Origin of the sequence: Kribbella sp. C-35, from assembly GCF_046549195.1 — a bacterium.
Classification (GTDB): domain Bacteria; phylum Actinomycetota; class Actinomycetes; order Propionibacteriales; family Kribbellaceae; genus Kribbella.
On sequence record NZ_JAJPWG010000002.1, the window covers coordinates 59,670 to 79,630 of the forward strand.

The following is a 19,961-nucleotide window of genomic DNA, read 5'->3' on the forward strand; positions in this document are numbered from 1 at the left end:
ACTCAACGCTCAGGACTGCGGCGGGTCCTGGGGTTTCGGGGGTTCGGTGCTGCCGAGCTGGTGGTGCAGCGGGTCGCCGACCGGGTACACGACCGCGGTCGCGCCGTCGATCGACATCACCTCGACCCGCGTCCCCGGGGCGATCGTCGACACCTCGTCGTACGGGCGGGCCGTCCACAGCTCACCGCCGAGCCGGATCGAGCCGCCGCCGTCGGGATGGATCTCCTTGACCACGATGCCGGACTTGCCGATCACATGGGCCGAGCCGGTCTTCAGCTCCTGGCCGTGATGGATCTTCCGGACGATCATCGGCCGGATCGCGGCGAGCATCGCCGCGGCGGTAATCAACCCGACGACGATCTGCAGCCACAGCAGCCCGGGGAGGAACGCCGCCACACCGGCCGCGGTGAGCGCACCGGCGGCCAGCATCAGCAACGTGAAGTCCAGCGAGGCCAGTTCGGCCAGGCCGAGGACGGCAGCGATCGTCAGCCACGCCGCCCACATATTGTCCCGCAGCCAATCCATCATTTCCCAAGCCTATCTACCTCGGGGGCTTTCAAGCAGATGTTGGACGCGTCGGGCACCCGGTGGGATCCGGGTCAGAGGGCGCGGGCGGTGTAGCGGCCGTCTTCCTGCTTGAGGGTGAGGGCCAGATCGAAGGTCTCGCTGAGGGTCTCGGCGGTCAGCGCCTCGTCCATCGGGCCGGCGGCGACGATGCGGCCCTGCTTGAGGAGGAGGGCGTGGGTGAAGCCGGGCGGGATCTCTTCGACGTGATGCGTGACCAGCACCATCGCGGGCGCTCCGACCGCAGTCGCGATCGAGCTGAGCGAGCGGACGAGCTGCTCGCGTCCGGTCAGGTCGAGACCGGCCGCGGGTTCGTCCATCAGCATCAATTCGGGGTCGGTCATCAGTGCGCGGGCGATCTGGACGCGTTTACGCTCCCCCTCGGACAGCGTGCCGAACGTCCGGTCGGCCAGGTGCGCGATCCCGAGTTCGGCCAGCAACGCGGTGGCGCGTGCGTGGTCCAGTTCGTCGTACTCCTCGATCCAGCGGCCGAGGACGGCGTACGACGCCGACATGACCACGTCGGACACCCGCTCGCTCTTCGGCAACCGGTCGGCGAGCGCGGCGCTGGTCAGCCCGATCCGCGGTCGCAGCTCGAAGACGTCGACCGCGCCGAGCACCTCACCGAGCAGTCCGGCGACGCCGGCCGTCGGGTGCAACTGGGCGGCGAGGATCTGCAGCAGCGTCGTCTTGCCGGCGCCGTTCGGCCCGATCACCACCCACCGGTCGGCCTCGTCGACCGTCCAGTCGATCCCGTCGAGCAGCCGCGCGCCACCGCGGACGATCGTCACACCGGCCAGCTCCACCACTGCAGTCATGCACAAAACCTAAGGGGTCGCCGTCTGCGGGCGGTCGTCGGGTGGTGAGAGACTTGCGGGCGTGCTGACGACCTCCGCCTCGGTTCGGTTCACGGTGTGGACCAACGCGATGCTGACCGGTGCCTGCGACCCCGATACCGCCGCGCAGAAGATCCTGGGCGACGACGTCGGTCACCACGTCGCGGGCCTCGCCGGGCATCCCGAGCCGGCCACGCTGCCGGTCGCTCTGAATCTGCTCCGGGCCGCGGGGACGACGCAAGCACATCTCGCGCTGCCGGTGCCGGGTGATCCGATCGGCCTGGCCGGACCGCCGACGTTCAACGAGGCCGCGTTGGAGACCGGCGAGGCCGTCGTACTCACAGGGCCGGAGCTCGGACTCGTTCCGGCGTACGTCGGTCCGGCGGTGCAGTGGACCGTGCTACCGGCAGCTTCGCCGCTGCCTGCTGACTTAGGTGAGGCAGACCGCGGGCTGCGGATGGCGCTGATCGACGCGGCCGAGTCGTTGGCCGCGCTGGATGTCGCGCGCTGGAAGCCGGAGGTCGCTGACGCGCTGATCGACATTCGCCGGATCGGTCAGGGACGTGGTGACGATCTGGCTCCGGGGTACGAGCCACGCGCGGTGAAAACCGCGGCGACGGCCCGGCGTTGTCTGGCGATTGCGGATGCGGCGCTGGAGGACGACGGCGCGGCGGTCACCGGAGCCGAGGCGGACGCCCGCCGGCGGGCCCTCCTCGGGCTGGCCGCCGCGGCACGCCGCGCCCTCGTCGCGGCGTGCGCCCCGCCGATCCACGCCTGACGGGCACCTCGTTCATGCTTGAGATCTGGACCGGACACTGGACCGTCATCTCATTTAGGTAGCGTTTGGGTTCGATGACAGAGCTCAGTGAGGTTGAGACCGCGTCGGCCGACCGGCCCACGTTGCTGGTGACGTTGACGGGCAGCGACCGGCCGGGGCTGACATCCGCCGTACTCTCGACGCTCGCGACGCGCGGGCTCGACGTGATCGACGCCGAGCAGGTCGTGCTCCGGGGCCGGCTGGTGCTCGGCGTACTGCTGTCCGCGCCGCGGGACCACAAGAGCCTGAAGGAAGAGCTGAAGGCGCTCGCCACGGTCCTCGATGTCGAGATCTCGGTGAAGAAAGGTGTCGGCGACAACGAGCCGCGGCGCAAGGGCCGCAGCCAGGTGACCGTGATCGGCCACCCGCTGTCGGCGGCCGGACTCGCCGCCGTCGCCGGCCGGATCGCCGACACCGGCGCCAACATCGACCGGATCAGCCGCATGGCGCGGTATCCGGTGACCGCGATGGAGTTCGCCGTCTCCGGCGCCGATCCCGAAGCGCTGCGGACCGTCCTCGCGCAGGAAGGCGTCCGGCAGGGCCTCGACATCGCGGTCCAGGACGGCGGGCTGTACCGGCGGGCCAAGCGGCTGATCGTGATGGACGTCGACTCGACGCTCATCCAGGGCGAGGTCATCGAGATGCTCGCCCACCACGCCGGCCGGCTGGAGGAGGTCGCCGCCGTCACCGAACAGGCGATGAGCGGCGAACTGGACTTCGCCGACTCGCTGCAGAACCGGGTCGCGGCGCTTGAGGGCCTACCCGCGACGGCGCTCGACGAGGTGTACGCCGCGATCGAGCTGGCACCCGGTGCGCGCACGCTGGTCCGCACGCTCAAGCGGCTCGGGTACCAGTTCGCGATCGTCAGCGGCGGATTCAGCCAGATCACCGACAAGCTGGCCGCCGAGCTCGGCATCGACTACGCGAAGGCCAACGAGCTGGAGATCGTCGACGGCATTCTCACCGGCCGCGTCGTCGGCGAGATCGTCGACCGCCCCGGCAAGGCGACCGCGCTGCGGCAGTTCGCCCAGCGGTCCGGTACGCCTTTGTCCCAGACGGTCGCGATCGGCGACGGAGCCAACGACCTCGACATGCTGGCCGCCGCGGGTCTCGGCGTCGCGTTCAACGCCAAGCCGGTCGTCCGCGCCGCCGCCGACACCCACCTGAGCGTTCCGTACCTGGACACGATCCTCTACCTGCTCGGCATCACCCGCGAGGAAGTCGAAGTCGCCGACGCGGAAACCCCAGCCTGATCCGTTCGGTGACGAGGTGTTGACACGTTGAGATGAGAGCGCTCTCATTGGTGGCATCCCCCGGCCGGCGGTCTGGTGAGGCGCCGGCCTCGACTGTGGAGGTCGATCATGCGTTCCCGCCCCAAGCGATCCCCCCGCCGTGCTCTTCTCGCAGCACTCGTAGCGCCTGTCCTGGTGGCCGGCAGCCTTGCGGTCGCCGCCCAGGCGAGCGTTCCGCCGCCCGCCGCCGGCTGGACGACTGTCTGGAGTGACGACTTCGACGGTGCCAGCGGCGCACTGCCGTCCGCGGCCAACTGGATCATCGACACCGGCCACGGCTACCCGGGCGGTCCCGGGAACTGGGGTACCGGCGAGATCCAGAACTACACGAACAGCCCGAACAACCTGTCCCTCGACGGCACCGGGAACCTGCGCATCACGCCGCGGCGTGACGGCGCCGGCAACTGGACGTCCGCCCGGGTCGAGACGCAACGGAGCGACTTCAAGCCGCCGGCCGGTGGGGTGCTGGCGATCGAGAGCCGGATCCAGATGCCGAACGTCACCGGTGACGCCGCGCTCGGGTACTGGCCCGCATTCTGGGCGCTCGGTGCGCCGTACCGCGGGAACTACTGGAACTGGCCGGGGATCGGCGAGTTCGACATCATGGAGAACGTCAACGGGATCAACTCCGTCTGGGGCGTCCTGCACTGCGGCGTGAACCCCGGCGGCCCGTGCAACGAGACCAGTGGGATCGCCAACAACCGGGCCTGCCCGGGTGCGACCTGCCAGGCCGGGTTCCACACCTACCGCTTCGAGTGGGACACGAGCATCTCGCCGAACCAGTTGCGCTGGTACGTCGACGGACAGCAATTCCACTCCGTCAGTCAGGGCCAACTCCCGGCCGACACGTGGGCGAACATGACCTCGCACGCCGGCTACTTCGTCCTGCTGAACGTCGCCATCGGCGGAGCGTTCCCGGATGCGCTCAACGGCCCGACCCCGCGCGCCTCGACGGTGCCCGACAGGCCGATGATCGTGGACTACGTGGCCGTGTCGTCGAAGGGCGGCGGCACCACCCCGCCGACCACGCCTCCGCCGACGACTCCCCCGCCGGGCGGTGGCGGCAGCGCGTACAGCACCCTGCAGGCCGAGTCGTTCCAGCAGCAGGGCGGAACAGGTGTCGAGACGACCACGGACAGCGGCGGCGGCCAGAACCTGATGCAGGTCGGCAACGGCGACTGGGCCCTCTACCGCAGCATCGACTTCGGCAGCACCCCGGCAACCCAGTTCGTCGCCCGCGTGGCGTCCGGCGCGGCAGGCGGAGTCAGCGGGCTGGTCGAAGTACGCCTGGACAGTCGAAGCAACGCACCGATCGGCAGCTTCGCGATCGCCAACACCGGCGGCTGGCAGTCCTGGCGATCGGTCCCTGCCAACATCAGCGCGGTCACCGGCGTCCACGACGTCTACCTGACCTTCACGAGCGGCCAGCCCGCCGACTACGTCAACGTCAACTGGTTCACGTTCGGCCACTAACCCGCCGTACCGAACGCCCTCCCCACTTTGAGAAGCCACCAACCACGAATCGCCGCCAAGAATGGTCGGTGGCTTCTCAAAGTCGATGTCGCGGCGCGGTGCGGGGGTGGGGTTAGCTGGATTACGCGGCGTGGAGCCATTGGGCGGGGTCGTGCGGGGCCGGGGCCCGCCAGGTCGGCGGGTCGCCGGGGCGGGAGCTGCCTCGTGCGAAGGCCGCGCGGAGGCGGGCGATCAGGTCCGATCGCGGATCGAGGACGTCCTCCCAGCCGAAGTGCACGAGCTCTACGGCCCGATCGCTCAGTCGCTGATCGCGCCGGTAGCTGCGGCGCAACCGCCGGCGCCGTTCCTCGGGGCTGTCGCTGTCGTACTTCGCGAGGCCATCGGCCTCACCGATCGTCCGGAACTGCGGCCACCAGAAGTCCACACGCTCGGGCATCCACGAAAAGCCGTCCCAGAACTGCGCCTGGAGGATCGGCACGGGCATGCCCGCGAGCGCGAAGACTGCTCGGGCTATCGACTCGAGCACCGACTCCGACCTCGGATCGCCGAAGCCGATCGTGTTCCGCGCCCGACGGATTCCCGGCCACTGGAACTGCCGCTCCATCACGCTTTCGAGATCACCGACGGAGGTACCGCTGCGCAGTGCGTCGTCGACAGTCACGATCGCCTCGCGGAACGGCAAGGCGCGAGCGAGATCCACCACGGTCCTCGCCGCGCTGGTGACCGGCAGCCACAGGTGCCGAGACACATCGGCCGGGTCCAGGGTTGCACGTCGTACGACGATGTCCTGGCGGCGCTGGTTCCGCTTCGTCGTGGCCGGCCGTGTCAACCAGACCGCGGCGGCGGGAGGCGCCGACCGACGCCGGCTGTCCGTCCAGGTGCGCAGTCCCGCGAGGCCGGCCGCGCTGAAGTGACTGACAACCGAGCCTGGGTGCAGTGCCTGCGCGCAAGCTGTCCGTGCCACCTCCTCGTCCAAGCGACTGTCGATGTAGTGCCCGTGGTGGTGTTGCAGAACCTGCCTCCTCAGGAGGCGTCGCAGGTCGACGTCTCGCAGTCCGGCCGCGAGAAGAACCTGCCGGTCTCGCGGCGTCCGAACGAGCTGCAGCACTCGTTGACGAACATCCTCAGCCAGCCGATCCACCCGGCCAGCATGCGCCACAACCCATCCCCGGCGCGCCGCACTTCCCGTCCCGCTGTGGATAACTCCCCTCACCGAACCTCGCCGAACCGACTTTGAGAAGCCACCAACCACGGATCGAGGCTGAGAATGGTTGGTGGCTTCTCAAAGTCGGGTGGTGGAGCGGGGCGGCGACCGGGATGCGGTGTGGCGCGGCGTGAGCACCTATTCTTCGCGTATGTCTGAACTGCAGGGTGGGCCCGGAGCCCTGTTTGCGATCGGTGGCGCCGAGGACAAGCTGAAGAAGCGGACGGTGCTGCAGGAGTTCGTCGAGGCCGCGGGCGGGTCCAAGGCGCGGATCGTGGTGGTGCCCACCGCGTCCGCGCTCGGGCCCGACGTCGTCGACGTGTACCGGGCGCTGTTCGCGGCGCTCGGCGCCGAGAGCGTGGTCGGCGTACGCCCGGAGAACCGGGAGGACGCGGACGACCCGGCCTTCATCGCCCCGCTGAACGACGCCACCGGGATCTTCATGACCGGCGGCAACCAACTGAAGCTCGCGGGCGTTGTCACCGGTACGGCGTTCGGCCGCGCGGTCACCGCCGCTCATGCGCGGGGTGCGGCCGTCGGCGGTACGTCGGCCGGCGCGAGCATCCTGGCCGAGCACATGATCGCGTTCGGCCGCTCCGGCGCCACCCCGCGGCAGCGGATGAGCCAGCTGTCCAACGGCCTCGGCCTGGTCCAGGGCGCGATCGTCGACCAGCACTTCGCCCAGCGGAACCGGTACGGCCGGCTGCTGTCGCTCGTCGCCCAGTCCCCCGGCCTGCTCGGGATCGGCGTCGACGAGGACACCGCTGCCGTTGTCCGCGGCACCCATCTGGAGGTCGTCGGCCGGGGCGCGGTGACGATCTTCGACGGCACCCGGATCACGTCGAACGCCCACAACGCCAAGCGGTCCGAGCCGATCCTCGCGTCCGGCGTCGTACTGCACGTCCTTCCGGCCACCGCGACGTTCGACCTGCAGAACCGCGTGCTGCTGTCGTACGGCCCGCAGCCGCCGGCGGAGGAGATCGCCGAGATGGCGGCCGCCGAGGCCGACCTGCGCAAGCTCGCGAAGGAGATCGCCGCCGAGGGCGTGTCACCGAGGTACTACGAGGAGCACAAGCGGCGCGCGGGCCGCCGTACGGCGAAATCCGCCAAGACTGCCAACACTGCCAAGTCGTCGATAGGGGCCGGGGAGTCCAGACCGGGGGCGACCGAGCCGATCAGGGCCGGCGCCGACACCGACTCCCCCGACCCGACGCAAGCAGACAGCGGAAACCCATGACCGAAACGCACGGCACTCCGGCTCCGGACCTGAAGATCATCGAGACCCGCGTCTACCGCGGCCCGAACATCTGGAGCTACGACCCCGCGATCCACCTGGTCGTCGACCTCGGCTCGCTCGAGAACTTCCCGTCGAACACCATCCCCGGCTTCACCGAGCGGCTGCTCGCCGACCTCCCCCGGCTCGACCAGCACCACTGCTCGCGCGGCCGCAAGGGCGGGTTCATCGAGCGCCTGTACGAAGGCACCTGGCTCGGCCACATCGCCGAGCACGTCTCGCTGCAGCTCCAGCAGGAGGCCGGCCACGACATGCGCCGCGGCAAGACGCGCCAAGTGAAGGGCTCGCCGGGCATCTACAACATCACCTACGCGTACGCCGACGAAGCGGTCGGGCTCGCGGCGGGTGAACTCGCCGTACGGTTCGTGAACAATCTCGTCCAGCCGGATCCGGCGTTCGACTTCACCACCGAGCTGGAGAAGTTCATCAAGCAGGCCGAGCGGACCGCGTTCGGCCCGTCCACGCAGGCGATCGTGGACGAGGCGGTGTCCCGGGACATCCCGTGGATCCGGCTGAACAAGGCCAGCCTGGTCCAGCTCGGGCAGGGCGTGCACGCGAAGCGGATCCGGGCCACCATGACGTCCGAGACCGGCTCGATCGCGGTCGACGTCGCCAGCGACAAGGACCTGACCACGCGGCTGCTCGCCTCGGCCGGTCTGCCGGTGCCACGGTCGGAGTCGGTCCGCACGGTCGAGGATGCCGTCTCGATCGCCACCAAGATCGGCTACCCGGTCGTGTGCAAGCCGCTCGACGGCAACCACGGCCGCGGGGTCTGCCTGAACCTGCAGGACGCGGACGCGGTCCGAGAGGCGTTCCCGATCGCGGCCGAGCAGTCCCGGCGCGGGTTCGTGATCGTGGAGAACTTCGTCACCGGCAAGGACTACCGGTGCCTGATCATCAACGGCCGGATGGAGGCGATCGCCGAACGCGTGCCCGCGCACGTGGTCGGCGACGGCATCCACACCGTGGCCGAGCTCGTGGACATCACCAACGCCGACCCCCGGCGCGGTGTCGGCCACGAGAAGATCCTGACCCGGATCACGATCAACAACGCGGCTCGCCAGCTGGTGCGCGACCAGGGTTTCGAGCTGGACGACGTACCGCCGGAAGACGTGATGGTGAAGCTGACGCTCACCGGCAACATGTCCACCGGCGGGATCTCGATCGACCGGACCTGGGAGGCGCACCCGGAGAACGTCGAGATCGCCGAGGAGGCGGCCCGGATGATCGGGCTCGACATCGCCGGCATCGACTTCATCTGCCCGGACATCACCCAGCCGGTGCGGGAGACCGGCGGCGCGATCTGCGAGGTGAACGCGGCACCCGGGTTCCGGATGCACACCAACCCGACGATCGGCGAACCGCAGTACATCGCGAAGCCGGTGGTGGACATGCTGTTCCCGCCCGGTGCGGTCAGCCGGATCCCGATCGTCGCGGTCACCGGGACGAACGGGAAGACCACCACCTCGCGGATGATCAGCCACGTCTTCAAGGGCATGGGCCGCAAGGTCGGGATGACGTCGACCGACGGCATCGTGATCGACGAGCGGCTGGTGATCCGGCAGGACGCGTCCGGCCCGAAGTCCGCGCGGATGGTGCTGCAGAACCCGCGCGTCGACTTCGCGGTCTTCGAGGTGGCGCGCGGCGGGATCCTGCGCGAGGGACTCGGGTACGAGCGCAACGACGTGGCCGTCGTCCTGAACGTGCAGCCGGACCACCTCGGCCTGCGCGGGATCGACACGCTCGAGCAGCTGGCCGACGTGAAGGCCGTCCTGGTCGAGGCGGTGCCGCGGACCGGGTACGCCGTACTGAACGCCGACGACCCGTTGGTGCGGAAGATGCGCCGGAAGTGCTCGGGGCAGGTCGTGTGGTTCAGCATGGCCGAGCCGGGCAGCGAGGTCCGCGACTACATCGAGGGCCACTGCCGTCGCGGCGGGCGGGCCGTGGTGCTGGAGCGTTCGGACCTGGGCGACATGATCGTGGTGAAGCACGGGCGGCGGTCGATGCAGCTGGCGTGGACGCATTTGCTGCCGGCAACGTTCGGCGGGCGGGCGATGATGAACGTGCAGAACGCGATGGCGGCGGCCGCGGCGGCGTTCGCGGCGGGTGCGCCGTTGCACGACATCCGGCAGGGGCTGCGGACGTTCAGTACGTCGTACTACCTGTCGCCGGGCCGGCTGAACGAGATCGACGTCGACGGGCGCACCGTCCTCGTCGACTACTGCCACAACGCGCCGGCGATGCGGATGCTCGGCGACTTCGTCGACCGGCTCGGGGAGAGCCTGAACGCGTCGTCCGAGGTCGGGCGGCCGTCGCGGATCGGCGTGATCGCGACCGCGGGCGACCGGCGCGACGACGACATCCGCGAGCTCGGTGAGGTCGCGGCGCAGCACTTCGACGTGGTCATCGTCCGCGAGGACGCCCGGCTGCGCGGGCGCAAGCGCGGCGAGTCGGCGGGCCTTGTGCAAGCCGGCGTCCGGGGCGCGATGGAGAGCGGCGCGCGGTGCCGGCGGGTGGACGTCGTACTCGACGAACTCGAGGCGGTGCGGTTCGCGCTGGAGCGGTCGAACCCGGGCGATCTCGTGGTGTTGTGCGTCGATCAGCATCAGTCGGTTCTCGCGGAGCTCGAATCCGTGTCGCACCTGGCGCAGGCCGGAGCGCGGTCCGGTGACGAGGGCGGTGACCCCGACTTCGTGCAACCCGACGAAGAGATCACCGAGGAGACGCCCAGCGTCAAGTGACCACCAGGCGACAGTTCTTCGGGTACGCCGGAGCGGCAGCTGCCGGCGCTGCGGCAGCCGGTGGTGCTGTCGTTGCTCTCGACAGGAACGGAAGCACCGAGGCACCTGTCTCTCGGACCATTTCGCCGTACGGCGAACATCAGGCCGGGATCGCGCGCTCCGCGCCTGCGGTGGGTGAGTTGGTGGGGTTCCGGGTGCGGACCGATCGGGCCGGGCTCGGGCGGTTGATGCGGCTGTGGACGAGTGATCTCGTCGCGTTGGCCGATGGACGGCCGGCGCCTGGGGATACCGCACCCGAGTTGGCGGTGGCCAACAAGGGCCTGACAGTGACGGTCGGGTTCGGGCCGCGGGTGTTCGAGCTGACCGGGCAACGGCCGCCGGGCCTCGACGACCTGCCGGTGATGAAGCACGACCGGCTCGAGCACGCCTGGTCGGGCGGTGATCTCCTGGTGATGGTCGGCGCGGACGACGCGGTCAGCGTCGTGCACGCCGTACGTCGATTGATCGCGCACGCGAAACCGTTCGCGACCCCGCTCTGGCGCCAGACGGGCTTCTGGGACAGTGCCGGCGCCGACAGCAAACCGGTCACCGGCCGCAACCTGTTCGGCCAGGTCGACGGCACCGGCAACCCCGCCTTCGGTACGCCGGAGTTCGACCAGACCGTGTGGTCCGCCGACGGCCCCGACTGGTTCCGCGGCGGCACGACGCTCGTCGTACGACGGATCCGGCTGAACCTCGACACCTGGGACGAACTCACCCGCTCCGAGCAGGAACGCGCCGTCGGCCGCAAACTCTCCACCGGCGCACCGCTCACCGGCACCGCCGAGCACGACGAACTCGACCTCGAGGCCCGCGACGCCGACGGCCGGCTCGTCATCGCGCAGAACGCACACGCCCGCCTCGCGCACCACAGCGAGAACGACGGCCGCCGCATCTTCCGCAAGGGCCTGAACTACGTCCACGACACCGGCGCGACCCGCGAGTCCGGCCTGATCTTCCTCAGCCACCAGGCCGACGTCGCGGGTCAGTTCCTCCCACTGCTCGCCCGCCTGGACGCGGTCGACGCCCTCAACGAGTGGACCACCACGATCGGCTCCGCCGTCTTCGCCCTCCCACCCGGCTTCCAGCCCGGCGAATGGCTCGGCCAGAAACTTCTCAGCTGAGCTGTCACCCTGCAACGCTGTCCAGGGCGTTCTAAGGGGTGTGCCGATGAGAGCCGAGCATGACTTCGACGAGTTCGTTCGGGCGCGGTGGACCGCGACCGCGCGACTCGCCTACGCGCTCACCCTGGACCATCAGAAGGCGGAGGACCTGGCGCAGGACGCGTTCACCAAACTCTGGTTCCACTGGCGGAAGCTGCAGAACGGGAACCCCGAGGCCTACCTGCGAAAGATCGTCGCCAGCGGTTTCCTGTCCGGTCGCCGCCGCCGCTGGCTCGGCGAACGCCCCACGGACGCACCACCGGAAGCGGTCGTCGACCCCGGCACCGCCCAGGTGGACGAGCGCCTCGCGCTCCGCCAGGCGATGGCGCGCCTCAGCCCACGACAACGCGCTGCCGTCTACCTCCGATACGCCGAGGACCTGTCCGAGCGCACTGTCGCGGAGGTCCTCGGCTGCTCGGTGGGCGCCGTGAAACAGCACACCCGCCGGGGCCTGGAGGCGCTCCGCGCCGACATCACGTTCGCCACTCCGGACGAACTGGCCGACCTGACCGAAAGGGGCATCTCGTGAACCTCGACCGCCTGCCCGACGATCTGGGCGCCAAGCTCGCAGTGCTCACGGACGAACGTCCCGAACCCGCAGACCCCGCGGCCACGGTGCGGCTGCGGATCAAGCGCCGCCAGGTGCGTCGCCGTACGACGGCCGCTGCCGTGTGCGCGACGGCCGCGACGGCCGCGGTCATCGTGGTGAGCTCGGTCCTGGGCTCGACCCGGTCCGCAGAGCCCGGTGTCGCGACTCCCTCGCCGAGCCCCACACGAGTGATGGCAACCCAGAACCTCGGGTTCGGCTACACCCCGCTGCCCGAGCCGTGGTCCGACAAGGAGGCGTTCACGACGCAGCCGGACTCGCTCAAGTACGCACCCGCCTTCTATGTCGCCCGCGGCAGCATCCCCAACGAGAGCTGGGCGGTCGCGTCCTACTACAGCCGCGGCTGCCTCGTCGTCACCGACGAAGGCCCCGCGAAGGCCTTCGGCGGTACCAAGGACTGCTTCTACGAGAACTGGCAGCCGGACCAGCGGGCCCAGTACCGGACCATCCCGGCGGTCGTACCGAACCTGTCGTCCCCGATGCACTTCACGATGGTCATGGGCGCGGTGTCCGCCGAGGCACGCAAGGTCCGGATCAGCGCCGGCGGCAAGACCTACACCACGGACGCGATCGGTACGCCGAACAGCAGCCGGTTCAGGTTCTTCGCACTGGTGATCGACGCCGCCGAATCCGATCTCACCGCAGTGACGCCGCTGACTGCCACCGGGCAGCCCGCGCCCAGCCCAAGCTGACTCTCAGGAGGCGGGCTGGCGGCGTGCCAGAAGGCGGCGGCGGGGTTCTTCCTGGTCGATCCAGTCGAGGTCGTCGGAGAGTACGGCGTCGTTCGACTTGTCGGCGTACGGGTCCGCGGGCGGCGGTGGCGGCGGGAGGGCGCGGAGCTTGAGCGCGACCATCGGGATCGCGAGCAGGACGCCGACCACCATCCACGGCCAGTACTCGCGCAGCAGCGGCTCGAACGACTGGAAGAACGCCTCCGTTGACGCGTCGCCGACCGCGTCCATCGGCTTCCCGGTCGACTGGCTCACCAGCCGGACCGACGCGACGATGCCGAAGCACGCCAGGTAGAACCCGGTCAGCGGGATCCACGACCCCACAGACCGCCAGCCGCGCTTCCAGCACGCGACGTACAGCAGCACCGCGAGGCCGGCGCCGACCAGCAGGCCGTTCAACTGCCACAGCCACCGCCAGTCAGTCAGCTGCTCGGCCGGCCGCAGCGCGGTCCAGGCCACCGGCAGCGCCAGCGCGAACGCCGCGACTACCGTGCTCCGGGTGCCCAGGGCACCGAAGAACCCGCCGAGAGCGCTTGCCATCAGCAACGTGACCAACAGCTGCTCGCCGAACGAGTTCCCGGTCAGCCACCACATGCCCGCGGCAACGATCAGCACGACCGGTACGGCGATCCGGATCCGCCCGATCAACAGCCCGGCCAGCACGCCGCCGGCGATCCCACCGAGCACCACCAGATCGATCCGCGGCGGCACGAAGTACGTCGTACCTTCCGGCAGCCCCTTCAGATACGTTGCGGAGAAGCCGCCCACGAACCAGGCGACCACCGCGGCCGGAACCGACCACAGGTAGCGCATCACACAACCCCGTTCCCACCCCAACCAAGGGCGGAAGGGGCTAGTGCTGGGCTCTCTCGACCTTGCTCTTCAAGGTCTCCGGTGTGTCGACAGTAGCTCCCTCGGACCGCAACCAGCCGTCAAGACTCGCCCGATCCTGAAGAGACATGACCGCCACCACATCCCCCGCCCGCGCCTCGGCAACCAATGCCTGCGCCGCGGCGAGCTCGGTCGGGAACGCCGGTACGTCGTCCACGCCGACCGACGCGGCGCCCTCGCGGAACACCGCCTCGAGCTCCGCCGGCGGCCGTCCGCGCAGGTAGTCGCTCTTGTGGCCGATCGCGATCCGGTCAGTCCCCCGCGCACCCATCGCACCGAGCGCCGCGACCATGTCGTCGGCCCGGTCTCCCGGCGATCCGAGCGCCAGCATCAGCCGCCCGCCGGCCGGCCGGACGCCGTTCATGATCTCGAGCAGCGCCTCCAGCCCGGCCTCGTTGTGCGCGAGGTCGATGACGACGGTGAAGTCGCGCAGCGAGTACATGTTCATCCGGCCGGGGTTGTTCTCGTTCGGCGCGAACGTGCTCAGGCCCTCGATCACCGCCGCCCGCGGCAGCCCGAGGCCGAGCGCCGCCGACGCCGCGGCCAGGGTGTTCTCGACGTTGTAGTGCGACAGGCCGGACAGCGTCATCGGTACGTCGACGACCTTGAGCAACGGCTCCGGATCGCGCGACTGGTCGAGAACGGTCACGTACCCGTCGAGCACCGTCGTCGCCCGGCCGCCCTCGTCGAGCACGGTCCGGATCGACGGCGAGTCGGGGTCACGGGAGAACACCCAGCACTTCGCCGGCGAGCCGAGCCGCATCGCGAACGTCCGCGGATCGTCGCCGTTCACCACGCACCAGCCCCGCGGCCGGGTGATCTGCGTGATCACCGCCTTCACCTCGGCGAGCTGGTCGACGGTGTCGATCCCGCCCAGGCCGAGATGGTCCGCGCTGACATTGGTGACCACCGAGACGTCGTTGTACGCGACGCCGATCCCGCGGCGCAGGATCCCGCCGCGGGCGGTCTCGGTCACCGCGAGCTGGATGCCCGGCTGGGACAGCACCTGCCCGGCGCCGCTCGGCCCGGAGAAGTCGCCGTACTTCACCAGTTCGCCGTCGAAGTACACGCCATCGGTGCTCGACCAGCCGACGTGCAGTCCCGCGGCCCGCCCGATGTGCGCGATCATCCGCGACGTCGTCGTCTTGCCGTTCGTCCCGGTCACCGCGACCACCGGCACCTTCGGCCGCAGCGTCGGCGGCGGGTTGCCCGGCGGCTCGTCCCGGACCCGCTCCCCGACGGTGTGGATCAGCTCGCTCAAATCTTCGGCACCGAACGCGTCCAGCACCTCGACGATCGCCGCCCCGAGCGCCCGCGCGCGTCCTTCGTGCGCCCACGGGAACGCCACCACGAGCCGCCGTACGTCGGACTCCGGGCGGACCCGGACGCCGATCCGTCCGATCCCGGCGTCCCGGGCGATCCGCCGTACGACGTGACCGACGACCCGGATCGCGAACCGCTGCCGGAACCCGGACCCGATCCGGCCGGGCCGGGTGGCGCCGAGACCGATCGCCTGTCCGTACGCTTTCGCCGCCGGAGCAGGCGCGTCCGCGATCGCCGACACGTCCAGCGTCAGCTTGATCGCGGCCCGGCTGAAGTAGAGATTGGCACCGTCGAGAACGCGGAGCTCAACCAGCGATGTAGCCACTATCACGCACCCATCGCGTGGTAGCCGCCGTCGACGTGCACGATCTCGCCGGTGGTCGCGGGGAAGAAGTCACTGAGCAGCGCGACGATGGTGCGCCCGGTCGGCTCCAGGTCGGACGGGTCCCAGCCCAGCGGGGCGCGGTCCAGCCACGGCTCCTCGAACTTCTCGAAGCCCGGAATCGCCTTCGCGGCCAGGGTCTTCAGCGGACCGGCTGACACCAGGTTGCAGCGGATGCCCTGGGCGCCGAGGTCGCGCGCCAGATACCGGCTCGTGGACTCGAGCGCGGCCTTCGCCACCCCCATCCAGTCGTACCCGGGCCAGGCCACGGTCGCGTCGAAGGTCATCCCGACCACGCTGCTGCCGCGGCTCATCAGCGGCGCGCAGGTCACGGCCAGCGCCTTCAGGCTGTACGCCGACACGTGGACGGCCTGCGCCACGTCCTCCCACGGTCCGTCGAGGAACTTGCCGCCGAGGATCGTCTCCGGGTTGCCGTACGCGATCGAGTGCACGACCCCGTCCAGACCGTCGACGTGCTCACGCACGGCCTCGGGCAGCGCGGCCAGGTGCTCCGCGTTCGTGACATCGAGCTCCAGCACCGGAGGCTCGGTCGGCAGGCGTTTCGCGATCCGCTTGGTGATGCTCAGCGCGCGGCCGAAGTTCGAGATCAGCACGGTCGCGCCCTGCTCCTGCGCCACCTTGGCCGTCGCGAAGCCGATCGACGAGTCGAGGGTGACTCCGGCGACCAGGATCCGCTTGCCGTCGAGGATGCCCACCGGCATTACCTTTCTAGATCAGTGATTTTCAGTTGCCCATGCCGATGCCGCCGTCGACCGGGATCACCGCGCCGGTGATGTAGCCGGCCTCCTCCGACGACAGCCAGCGGACCGCGTTCGCGATCTCCTCGGTCAAGCCGAAACGGCCGAGCGGGATCTGGCTCAGGTACTGCTTCTGGGTCTCTTCCGGCAGGACCGCGGTCATGTCGGTCTCGACGAAGCCGGGAGCGACCACGTTCGCGGTGATGCCGCGGCTGCCCAGCTCGCGGGCGATCGAGCGGGCCATGCCGATCAGGCCGGACTTGCTGGCCGCGTAGTTCACCTGGCCGGGTGAGCCGAGCAGGCCGACCACGGAGGAGATGAACACAATCCGGCCCTTGCGCAGCCGCAGCATGCCCTTGGCGGCGCGGCGGGCGACCCGGAACGACCCGGTGAGGTTGGTCTCGATCACCGAGTCCCAGTCGTCGTCGGACATCCGCAGCAGCAGCGTGTCGCGGGTGATGCCGGCGTTCGCCACCAGCACCTCGACCGGCCCGTGCTGCTCGGCGATCGTGTCGAAGGCGGCGTCGACCTGCTCCTGGTCGGTGATGTCGCATTTCACCCCGAGGAAGCCCTCCGGCGGCGGACTCGTGTTGTACGTGACTGCGACCTGGTCGCCCGCCTCCTGGAACGCGGTCGCGATCGCCAGCCCGATCCCCCGGCTACCGCCGGTCACCAACACAGACCTACCCACAAGCCCTCCTCACATCGCCGGACGGAGGAACGCTATCCCACCGGGTGCGGGGATTCCGACTTAGGAGTCTTCGAGGCGGAAGCCGACCTTCATGGTCACCTGGTAGTGGTCGATCTGGTTGTCCTCGATGTGTCCGCGGATCTCGCTGACCTCGAACCAGTCGAGGTGCCGCAGCGTCTCCCCGGCGCGGGCGATCCCGTTGGTGATCGCCTGGTTCAGCCCCTCCTTCGACGTGCCCACGATCTCGGTGACGCGGTAGGTGCGGTCGGTCATTTCACATTCCTCCCTGCCTGGCTGCGCCGGGGCGATCAGCGCGGCGTACCGTTGCTTGTGAGGAGGATAGATGTCGAAACGCCATGAGCGGAGCGACGCGACGGTCATCTCGGTGACGAGTGCGCAGCCCGGCCGGTCCGCGGACCTGGACAGCCGGATCGCGCGCTACGCGTGGATGATGTCGATCCGGATCGTCTGCTTCGTGCTCGCCGTCATCACCCCGTCGCCGTGGCGCTGGGCTTTCGTGGTCGGCGCGATCGCGTTGCCGTACTTCGCGGTGGTGCTGGCGAACGCCCATCGGTCCGTGACGACACCCGCCGCGGACCCGTACGTGGCGCCCGCGAGGCCCTCGATCGGGGAGCGTCCGACGGTCGTCGTACCCGCTGACGATGACACTTCCCGGGACACTCCTCGGGACACTTCTCAGGACCGTCCGGCCGACACCGAAAAGTGATCTTGGCCGGGACTGGAAAACTTGGACTGATCCGTGTCAGAATCTCCCGCGTGCTCTGAAGTTCATGAGTGGAATTCAGGGACTTGATGCGGCGTCGGACGGCTCCCCCCGTGGCTGTCCGACGTCGCTTCATTTTGCCCAGGCTATTGATTATTGAGGCATCAGGAATGCAGAGGAATGACACCCGCGGATGACTGAAGAAGCCGCACCGACTGCACCGACCCTGCCGAGCGCCTGCTCCGCCAGGGGCTGCGGGAACCCTGCCACCTGGGCGCTGCTGTGGAACAACCCGAAGATCCACACGCCCGACCGGCGCAAGACCTGGCTGGCCTGCGACGAACACAAGGACAGCTTGTCCGACTTCCTCGACCGCAGGTCATTCCTGCGGTCGGTCGAGCCATTCAGCGGATGAATGCGACGTAGCGAAAAACTGTATTTCCGGATTGGGCCGGAACAGCATGGGATTGGGAGCTCCGCTCCGGGCACTCAACCGCCGATCGCGGACATCGGCCGGGAGGGTTGCAGGAAGCTCGGGTCGTTGATGCCGTGACCCGGAAGTTTGTTGAGCATCGCGCGACGCCAGCGGTCCGCCAGTTCGGCGTCGTCGGCGCCGTTCCGTAGCGCGGTCCGCAGATCGGACTCGGTGCGCGCGAACAGGCAATCCCGGACCTGTCCGTCGGCCGTCAGCCGGACCCGGTCGCAGTCGCCGCAGAACGGGCGCGTCACGGACGCGATGATGCCGACCGTTTGCGGTCCGCCGTCGACCAGGAACGACTCGGCCGGCGCACTGCCGCGTTTCGACGCGTCGTCCGGCGTCAGGTGGAACCGCTCAGTCAGTTGGGCGAGAATCTCGTCGGCGGTGATCATCGTCGTCCGGTCCCAGCCGTGCTGCGCGTCCAGCGGCATCTGCTCGATGAACCGCAGTTCATAGCCGCGCTCGAGGCAGAACTCCAGCAATTGCGGCGCATCCGCGTCATTCACGCCGCGCATGAGGACCGCATTGACCTTCACCGGCGTCAGGCCGGCGTCGTGCGCGGCCTCCAGCCCCGCGATGACGTCGTGCAAACGGTCCCGCCGGGCCAGTTTCTTGAACGTTTCCTGGTCGACGGTGTCGAGGCTCACATTCACCCGGTCCAGGCCGGCGTCCTTCAGAGCGACGGCCTGCCGGGCGAGGCCGATGCCGTTGGTGGTCAGCGACACCTCGGGGCGGGGCGCGAGTTCCGTCGTACGGGCGACGATGTCGACCAGACCGCGCCGGAGCAGCGGTTCGCCGCCGGTGAAGCGGATCTCGTGCACGCCCAGGTGCGTGACCGCGACCGATACCAGGCGGACGACCTCGTCGTCGGTGAGCAGTTCGGGCTTCGCGAGCCAGTCCAGGCCCTCTTCCGGCATGCAGTAGGTGCAGCGCAGATTGCAACGGTCCGTGAGCGACACCCGCAGGTCGGTCGCGGTCCGGCCGTAGTGGTCCGCCAGACCGGTTCGCGTCCCGTCCTGGATCATCGCCGTCTGGATCGCTGTCACGACCCCAGCGTACGTGCCGCGCGTCGGTCGTTTCAGGGCATGGCTTAAGTTCGAGACGTGCGTCGCCTCATGAACATCCGCTGGATCGTCGCCGCGCTGGCCGTCATCGCACTCGCCGGCGTGTGCGTGGAGCTCGGTCGCTGGCAGCTGCACCGCCTCGACGAGCGCAAGGCGCGCAACACGGTGACCCGGACCAACCTGGCCGCCCCGGCGGCCCCGATCGACCAGATCCTCGGTCCCCCGGGCGTCGTCGGCGACCAGCACGCCTGGCGCACCGTCGTGCTCTCCGGGCGGTACGACGCCTCGAAGCAGGTGATCCTGAAGTACCGCAATGTCCAGGACAAGCCGGGCTTCGAGATCGTGACGCCCCTGGTGCTCGCGGACGGGAAGGCGGTGCTGGTCGACCGCGGGTTCCTCGCCCGGCAGAGCTCGGAGCTGATGCCGCTTCACGTCCCCGCCATACCGCCCGGCGAGGTGACCGTCACCGGCCGCCTGCAGCGCAGCGAACGCGGCGGCCACACGAACGGCGGAACGCCGGACGACGGTACGGCGCGACTCATCAACGGCCCGGACTACGCGAAGGTTCTCGGGCTGAACTTGTACGACGGCTACGTCACCGTGGACAAGCAGGAGCCGGCGAACGACCCGGCGTTCGGCTCGTTCCCGGGCCCGGAGATCGACGACGGGCCGCACTTCTTCTACGCCCTGCAGTGGTTCTTCTTCGCACTGCTTGCCCTCGGCGGACTCGTGTACTTCTCCCGGCAGCAGGCGACCGCCGCCAAGCCCGCAGAACAGGAGCCCGAAGCCGCCGAACGACCCGCGGCACACGCCTGAGCTGCTCGTTGCCTTGCGCAACGACGGTTCTTGCCGTGGGCACGAGATGCGCCACGGGGTGCGGTGGGGCAGG

General features: G+C 69.5%; 21 protein-coding genes. 11 read left to right on the forward strand and 10 right to left on the reverse strand.

All coding sequences use genetic code 11. From position 1 onward, the window contains the following. Nucleotides 1–9 precede the first annotated feature (9 nt). Both ACLJOO_RS13030 and ACLJOO_RS13035 read right to left on the reverse strand, forming a co-directional pair. The gene (locus ACLJOO_RS13030) at nucleotides 10–528 is read right to left on the reverse strand and encodes an NfeD family protein (protein ID WP_410787226.1); all 519 of its coding nucleotides are present in this window, start codon (nucleotides 526–528) and stop codon (nucleotides 10–12) included. 71 nt (nucleotides 529–599) lie between these two features. Further along, entirely contained in the window at nucleotides 600–1,382 is a 783-nt protein-coding gene (locus ACLJOO_RS13035; protein ID WP_410787227.1) for an ABC transporter ATP-binding protein, read from the reverse strand. Nucleotides 1,383–1,443: 61 nt separating this feature from the next. Between ACLJOO_RS13035 and ACLJOO_RS13040 the strand changes: the two genes are divergently transcribed. The 3 genes from ACLJOO_RS13040 (at nucleotide 1,444) to ACLJOO_RS13050 (ending at nucleotide 4,982) form a co-directional block, all read left to right on the forward strand. After that, nucleotides 1,444–2,178: a hypothetical protein gene (locus ACLJOO_RS13040; protein WP_410787228.1), complete on the forward strand. Its 735-nt coding sequence runs from the start codon at nucleotides 1,444–1,446 to the stop codon at nucleotides 2,176–2,178. Nucleotides 2,179–2,252: 74 nt separating this feature from the next. After that, nucleotides 2,253–3,470 carry a phosphoserine phosphatase SerB gene (gene serB / locus ACLJOO_RS13045; protein WP_410787229.1) on the forward strand — a complete coding sequence of 406 codons (1,218 nt, stop codon included), beginning with the start codon at nucleotides 2,253–2,255 and terminating at the stop codon, nucleotides 3,468–3,470. A 174-nt stretch (nucleotides 3,471–3,644) separates the two neighbouring features. After that, nucleotides 3,645–4,982: a glycoside hydrolase family 16 protein gene (locus tag ACLJOO_RS13050; protein WP_410787230.1), complete on the forward strand. Its 1,338-nt coding sequence runs from the start codon at nucleotides 3,645–3,647 to the stop codon at nucleotides 4,980–4,982. A gap of 121 nt (nucleotides 4,983–5,103) precedes the next feature. Here the strand turns inward: ACLJOO_RS13050 and ACLJOO_RS13055 are convergent, their stop codons facing one another. Continuing rightward, nucleotides 5,104–5,946, reverse strand: coding sequence for a hypothetical protein (locus ACLJOO_RS13055; RefSeq protein ID WP_410787231.1), 843 nt, complete (start codon nucleotides 5,944–5,946; stop codon nucleotides 5,104–5,106). Nucleotides 5,947–6,005: 59 nt separating this feature from the next. After that, entirely contained in the window at nucleotides 6,006–6,134 is a 129-nt protein-coding gene (locus tag ACLJOO_RS13060) for a hypothetical protein (protein ID WP_410787233.1), read from the reverse strand. A 203-nt stretch (nucleotides 6,135–6,337) separates the two neighbouring features. Here ACLJOO_RS13060 and ACLJOO_RS13065 point away from each other — a divergent pair, with 203 nt between their 5' ends. Genes ACLJOO_RS13065 through ACLJOO_RS13085 form a run of 5 tightly spaced genes read left to right on the forward strand, consistent with a single transcriptional unit; the run spans nucleotide 6,338 to nucleotide 12,722 of the window. Further along, a complete protein-coding gene (locus tag ACLJOO_RS13065; RefSeq protein ID WP_410787234.1) occupies nucleotides 6,338–7,423 on the forward strand; it encodes a cyanophycinase in 1,086 nt (361 codons plus the stop codon). Continuing rightward, nucleotides 7,420–10,221, forward strand: a complete 2,802-nt coding sequence (cphA, locus tag ACLJOO_RS13070; RefSeq protein WP_410787236.1) for a cyanophycin synthetase — start codon at nucleotides 7,420–7,422, stop codon at nucleotides 10,219–10,221. The genes ACLJOO_RS13065 and cphA overlap by 4 nt, the downstream gene beginning before the upstream one ends. Further along, a complete protein-coding gene (locus tag ACLJOO_RS13075; RefSeq protein WP_410787237.1) occupies nucleotides 10,218–11,384 on the forward strand; it encodes a Dyp-type peroxidase in 1,167 nt (388 codons plus the stop codon). Before cphA ends, ACLJOO_RS13075 begins: the two co-directional genes overlap by 4 nt. A gap of 46 nt (nucleotides 11,385–11,430) precedes the next feature. Continuing rightward, nucleotides 11,431–11,952, forward strand: coding sequence for a SigE family RNA polymerase sigma factor (locus ACLJOO_RS13080; RefSeq protein ID WP_410787238.1), 522 nt, complete (start codon nucleotides 11,431–11,433; stop codon nucleotides 11,950–11,952). Then, complete coding sequence (locus ACLJOO_RS13085) at nucleotides 11,949–12,722, forward strand: hypothetical protein (protein ID WP_410787239.1); 774 nt, start codon at nucleotides 11,949–11,951, stop codon at nucleotides 12,720–12,722. The genes ACLJOO_RS13080 and ACLJOO_RS13085 overlap by 4 nt, the downstream gene beginning before the upstream one ends. A gap of 3 nt (nucleotides 12,723–12,725) precedes the next feature. On the opposite strand, the gene ACLJOO_RS13090 is transcribed toward ACLJOO_RS13085, so the two are convergent. From ACLJOO_RS13090 to ACLJOO_RS13110, 5 genes are read right to left on the reverse strand one after another with little or no spacing between them, the layout of a single operon-like run. Further along, complete coding sequence (locus tag ACLJOO_RS13090) at nucleotides 12,726–13,574, reverse strand: hypothetical protein (RefSeq protein WP_410787241.1); 849 nt, start codon at nucleotides 13,572–13,574, stop codon at nucleotides 12,726–12,728. Between the two features lie 40 nt (nucleotides 13,575–13,614). Continuing rightward, nucleotides 13,615–15,300: a Mur ligase family protein gene (locus tag ACLJOO_RS13095; protein ID WP_410787242.1), complete on the reverse strand. Its 1,686-nt coding sequence runs from the start codon at nucleotides 15,298–15,300 to the stop codon at nucleotides 13,615–13,617. Nucleotides 15,301–15,302: 2 nt separating this feature from the next. Beyond that, a complete protein-coding gene (gene fabI, locus ACLJOO_RS13100; protein WP_410787243.1) occupies nucleotides 15,303–16,079 on the reverse strand; it encodes an enoyl-ACP reductase FabI in 777 nt (258 codons plus the stop codon). Between the two features lie 22 nt (nucleotides 16,080–16,101). Further along, nucleotides 16,102–16,806 (reverse strand): 3-oxoacyl-[acyl-carrier-protein] reductase, encoded by a 705-nt coding sequence (gene fabG / locus ACLJOO_RS13105; RefSeq protein WP_410787244.1) that lies wholly within the window; start codon nucleotides 16,804–16,806, stop codon nucleotides 16,102–16,104. A 60-nt stretch (nucleotides 16,807–16,866) separates the two neighbouring features. Next, nucleotides 16,867–17,079: a dodecin gene (locus ACLJOO_RS13110; RefSeq protein WP_133788218.1), complete on the reverse strand. Its 213-nt coding sequence runs from the start codon at nucleotides 17,077–17,079 to the stop codon at nucleotides 16,867–16,869. 70 nt (nucleotides 17,080–17,149) lie between these two features. Between ACLJOO_RS13110 and ACLJOO_RS13115 the strand changes: the two genes are divergently transcribed. Further along, entirely contained in the window at nucleotides 17,150–17,533 is a 384-nt protein-coding gene (locus ACLJOO_RS13115) for a DUF3099 domain-containing protein (RefSeq protein WP_410787246.1), read from the forward strand. Nucleotides 17,534–17,723: 190 nt separating this feature from the next. Then, nucleotides 17,724–17,945, forward strand: coding sequence for a hypothetical protein (locus ACLJOO_RS13120; protein ID WP_410787247.1), 222 nt, complete (start codon nucleotides 17,724–17,726; stop codon nucleotides 17,943–17,945). Nucleotides 17,946–18,019: 74 nt separating this feature from the next. On the opposite strand, the gene moaA is transcribed toward ACLJOO_RS13120, so the two are convergent. After that, the gene (moaA, locus tag ACLJOO_RS13125) at nucleotides 18,020–19,033 is read right to left on the reverse strand and encodes a GTP 3',8-cyclase MoaA (RefSeq protein ID WP_410788665.1); all 1,014 of its coding nucleotides are present in this window, start codon (nucleotides 19,031–19,033) and stop codon (nucleotides 18,020–18,022) included. 78 nt (nucleotides 19,034–19,111) lie between these two features. Here moaA and ACLJOO_RS13130 point away from each other — a divergent pair, with 78 nt between their 5' ends. Next, entirely contained in the window at nucleotides 19,112–19,888 is a 777-nt protein-coding gene (locus tag ACLJOO_RS13130) for an SURF1 family protein (protein ID WP_410787248.1), read from the forward strand. Nucleotides 19,889–19,961 lie beyond the last annotated feature (73 nt).

Coding starts and splice junctions, on each gene's coding strand:
- ACLJOO_RS13030 (WP_410787226.1), bottom strand. CDS start 528: ATGATGGATTGGCTGCGGGACAATATGTGGGCGGCGTGGCTGACGATC.
- ACLJOO_RS13035 (WP_410787227.1), bottom strand. CDS start 1,382: ATGACTGCAGTGGTGGAGCTGGCCGGTGTGACGATCGTCCGCGGTGGC.
- serB (WP_410787229.1), top strand. CDS start 2,253: ATGACAGAGCTCAGTGAGGTTGAGACCGCGTCGGCCGACCGGCCCACG.
- ACLJOO_RS13060 (WP_410787233.1), bottom strand. CDS start 6,134: ATGCTGGCCGGGTGGATCGGCTGGCTGAGGATGTTCGTCAACGAGTGC.
- ACLJOO_RS13065 (WP_410787234.1), top strand. CDS start 6,338: ATGTCTGAACTGCAGGGTGGGCCCGGAGCCCTGTTTGCGATCGGTGGC.
- cphA (WP_410787236.1), top strand. CDS start 7,420: ATGACCGAAACGCACGGCACTCCGGCTCCGGACCTGAAGATCATCGAG.
- ACLJOO_RS13080 (WP_410787238.1), top strand. CDS start 11,431: ATGAGAGCCGAGCATGACTTCGACGAGTTCGTTCGGGCGCGGTGGACC.
- ACLJOO_RS13090 (WP_410787241.1), bottom strand. CDS start 13,574: ATGCGCTACCTGTGGTCGGTTCCGGCCGCGGTGGTCGCCTGGTTCGTG.
- fabI (WP_410787243.1), bottom strand. CDS start 16,079: ATGCCGGTGGGCATCCTCGACGGCAAGCGGATCCTGGTCGCCGGAGTC.
- ACLJOO_RS13110 (WP_133788218.1), bottom strand. CDS start 17,079: ATGACCGACCGCACCTACCGCGTCACCGAGATCGTGGGCACGTCGAAG.
- ACLJOO_RS13115 (WP_410787246.1), top strand. CDS start 17,150: ATGTCGAAACGCCATGAGCGGAGCGACGCGACGGTCATCTCGGTGACG.
- ACLJOO_RS13120 (WP_410787247.1), top strand. CDS start 17,724: ATGACTGAAGAAGCCGCACCGACTGCACCGACCCTGCCGAGCGCCTGC.
- moaA (WP_410788665.1), bottom strand. CDS start 19,033: ATGATCCAGGACGGGACGCGAACCGGTCTGGCGGACCACTACGGCCGG.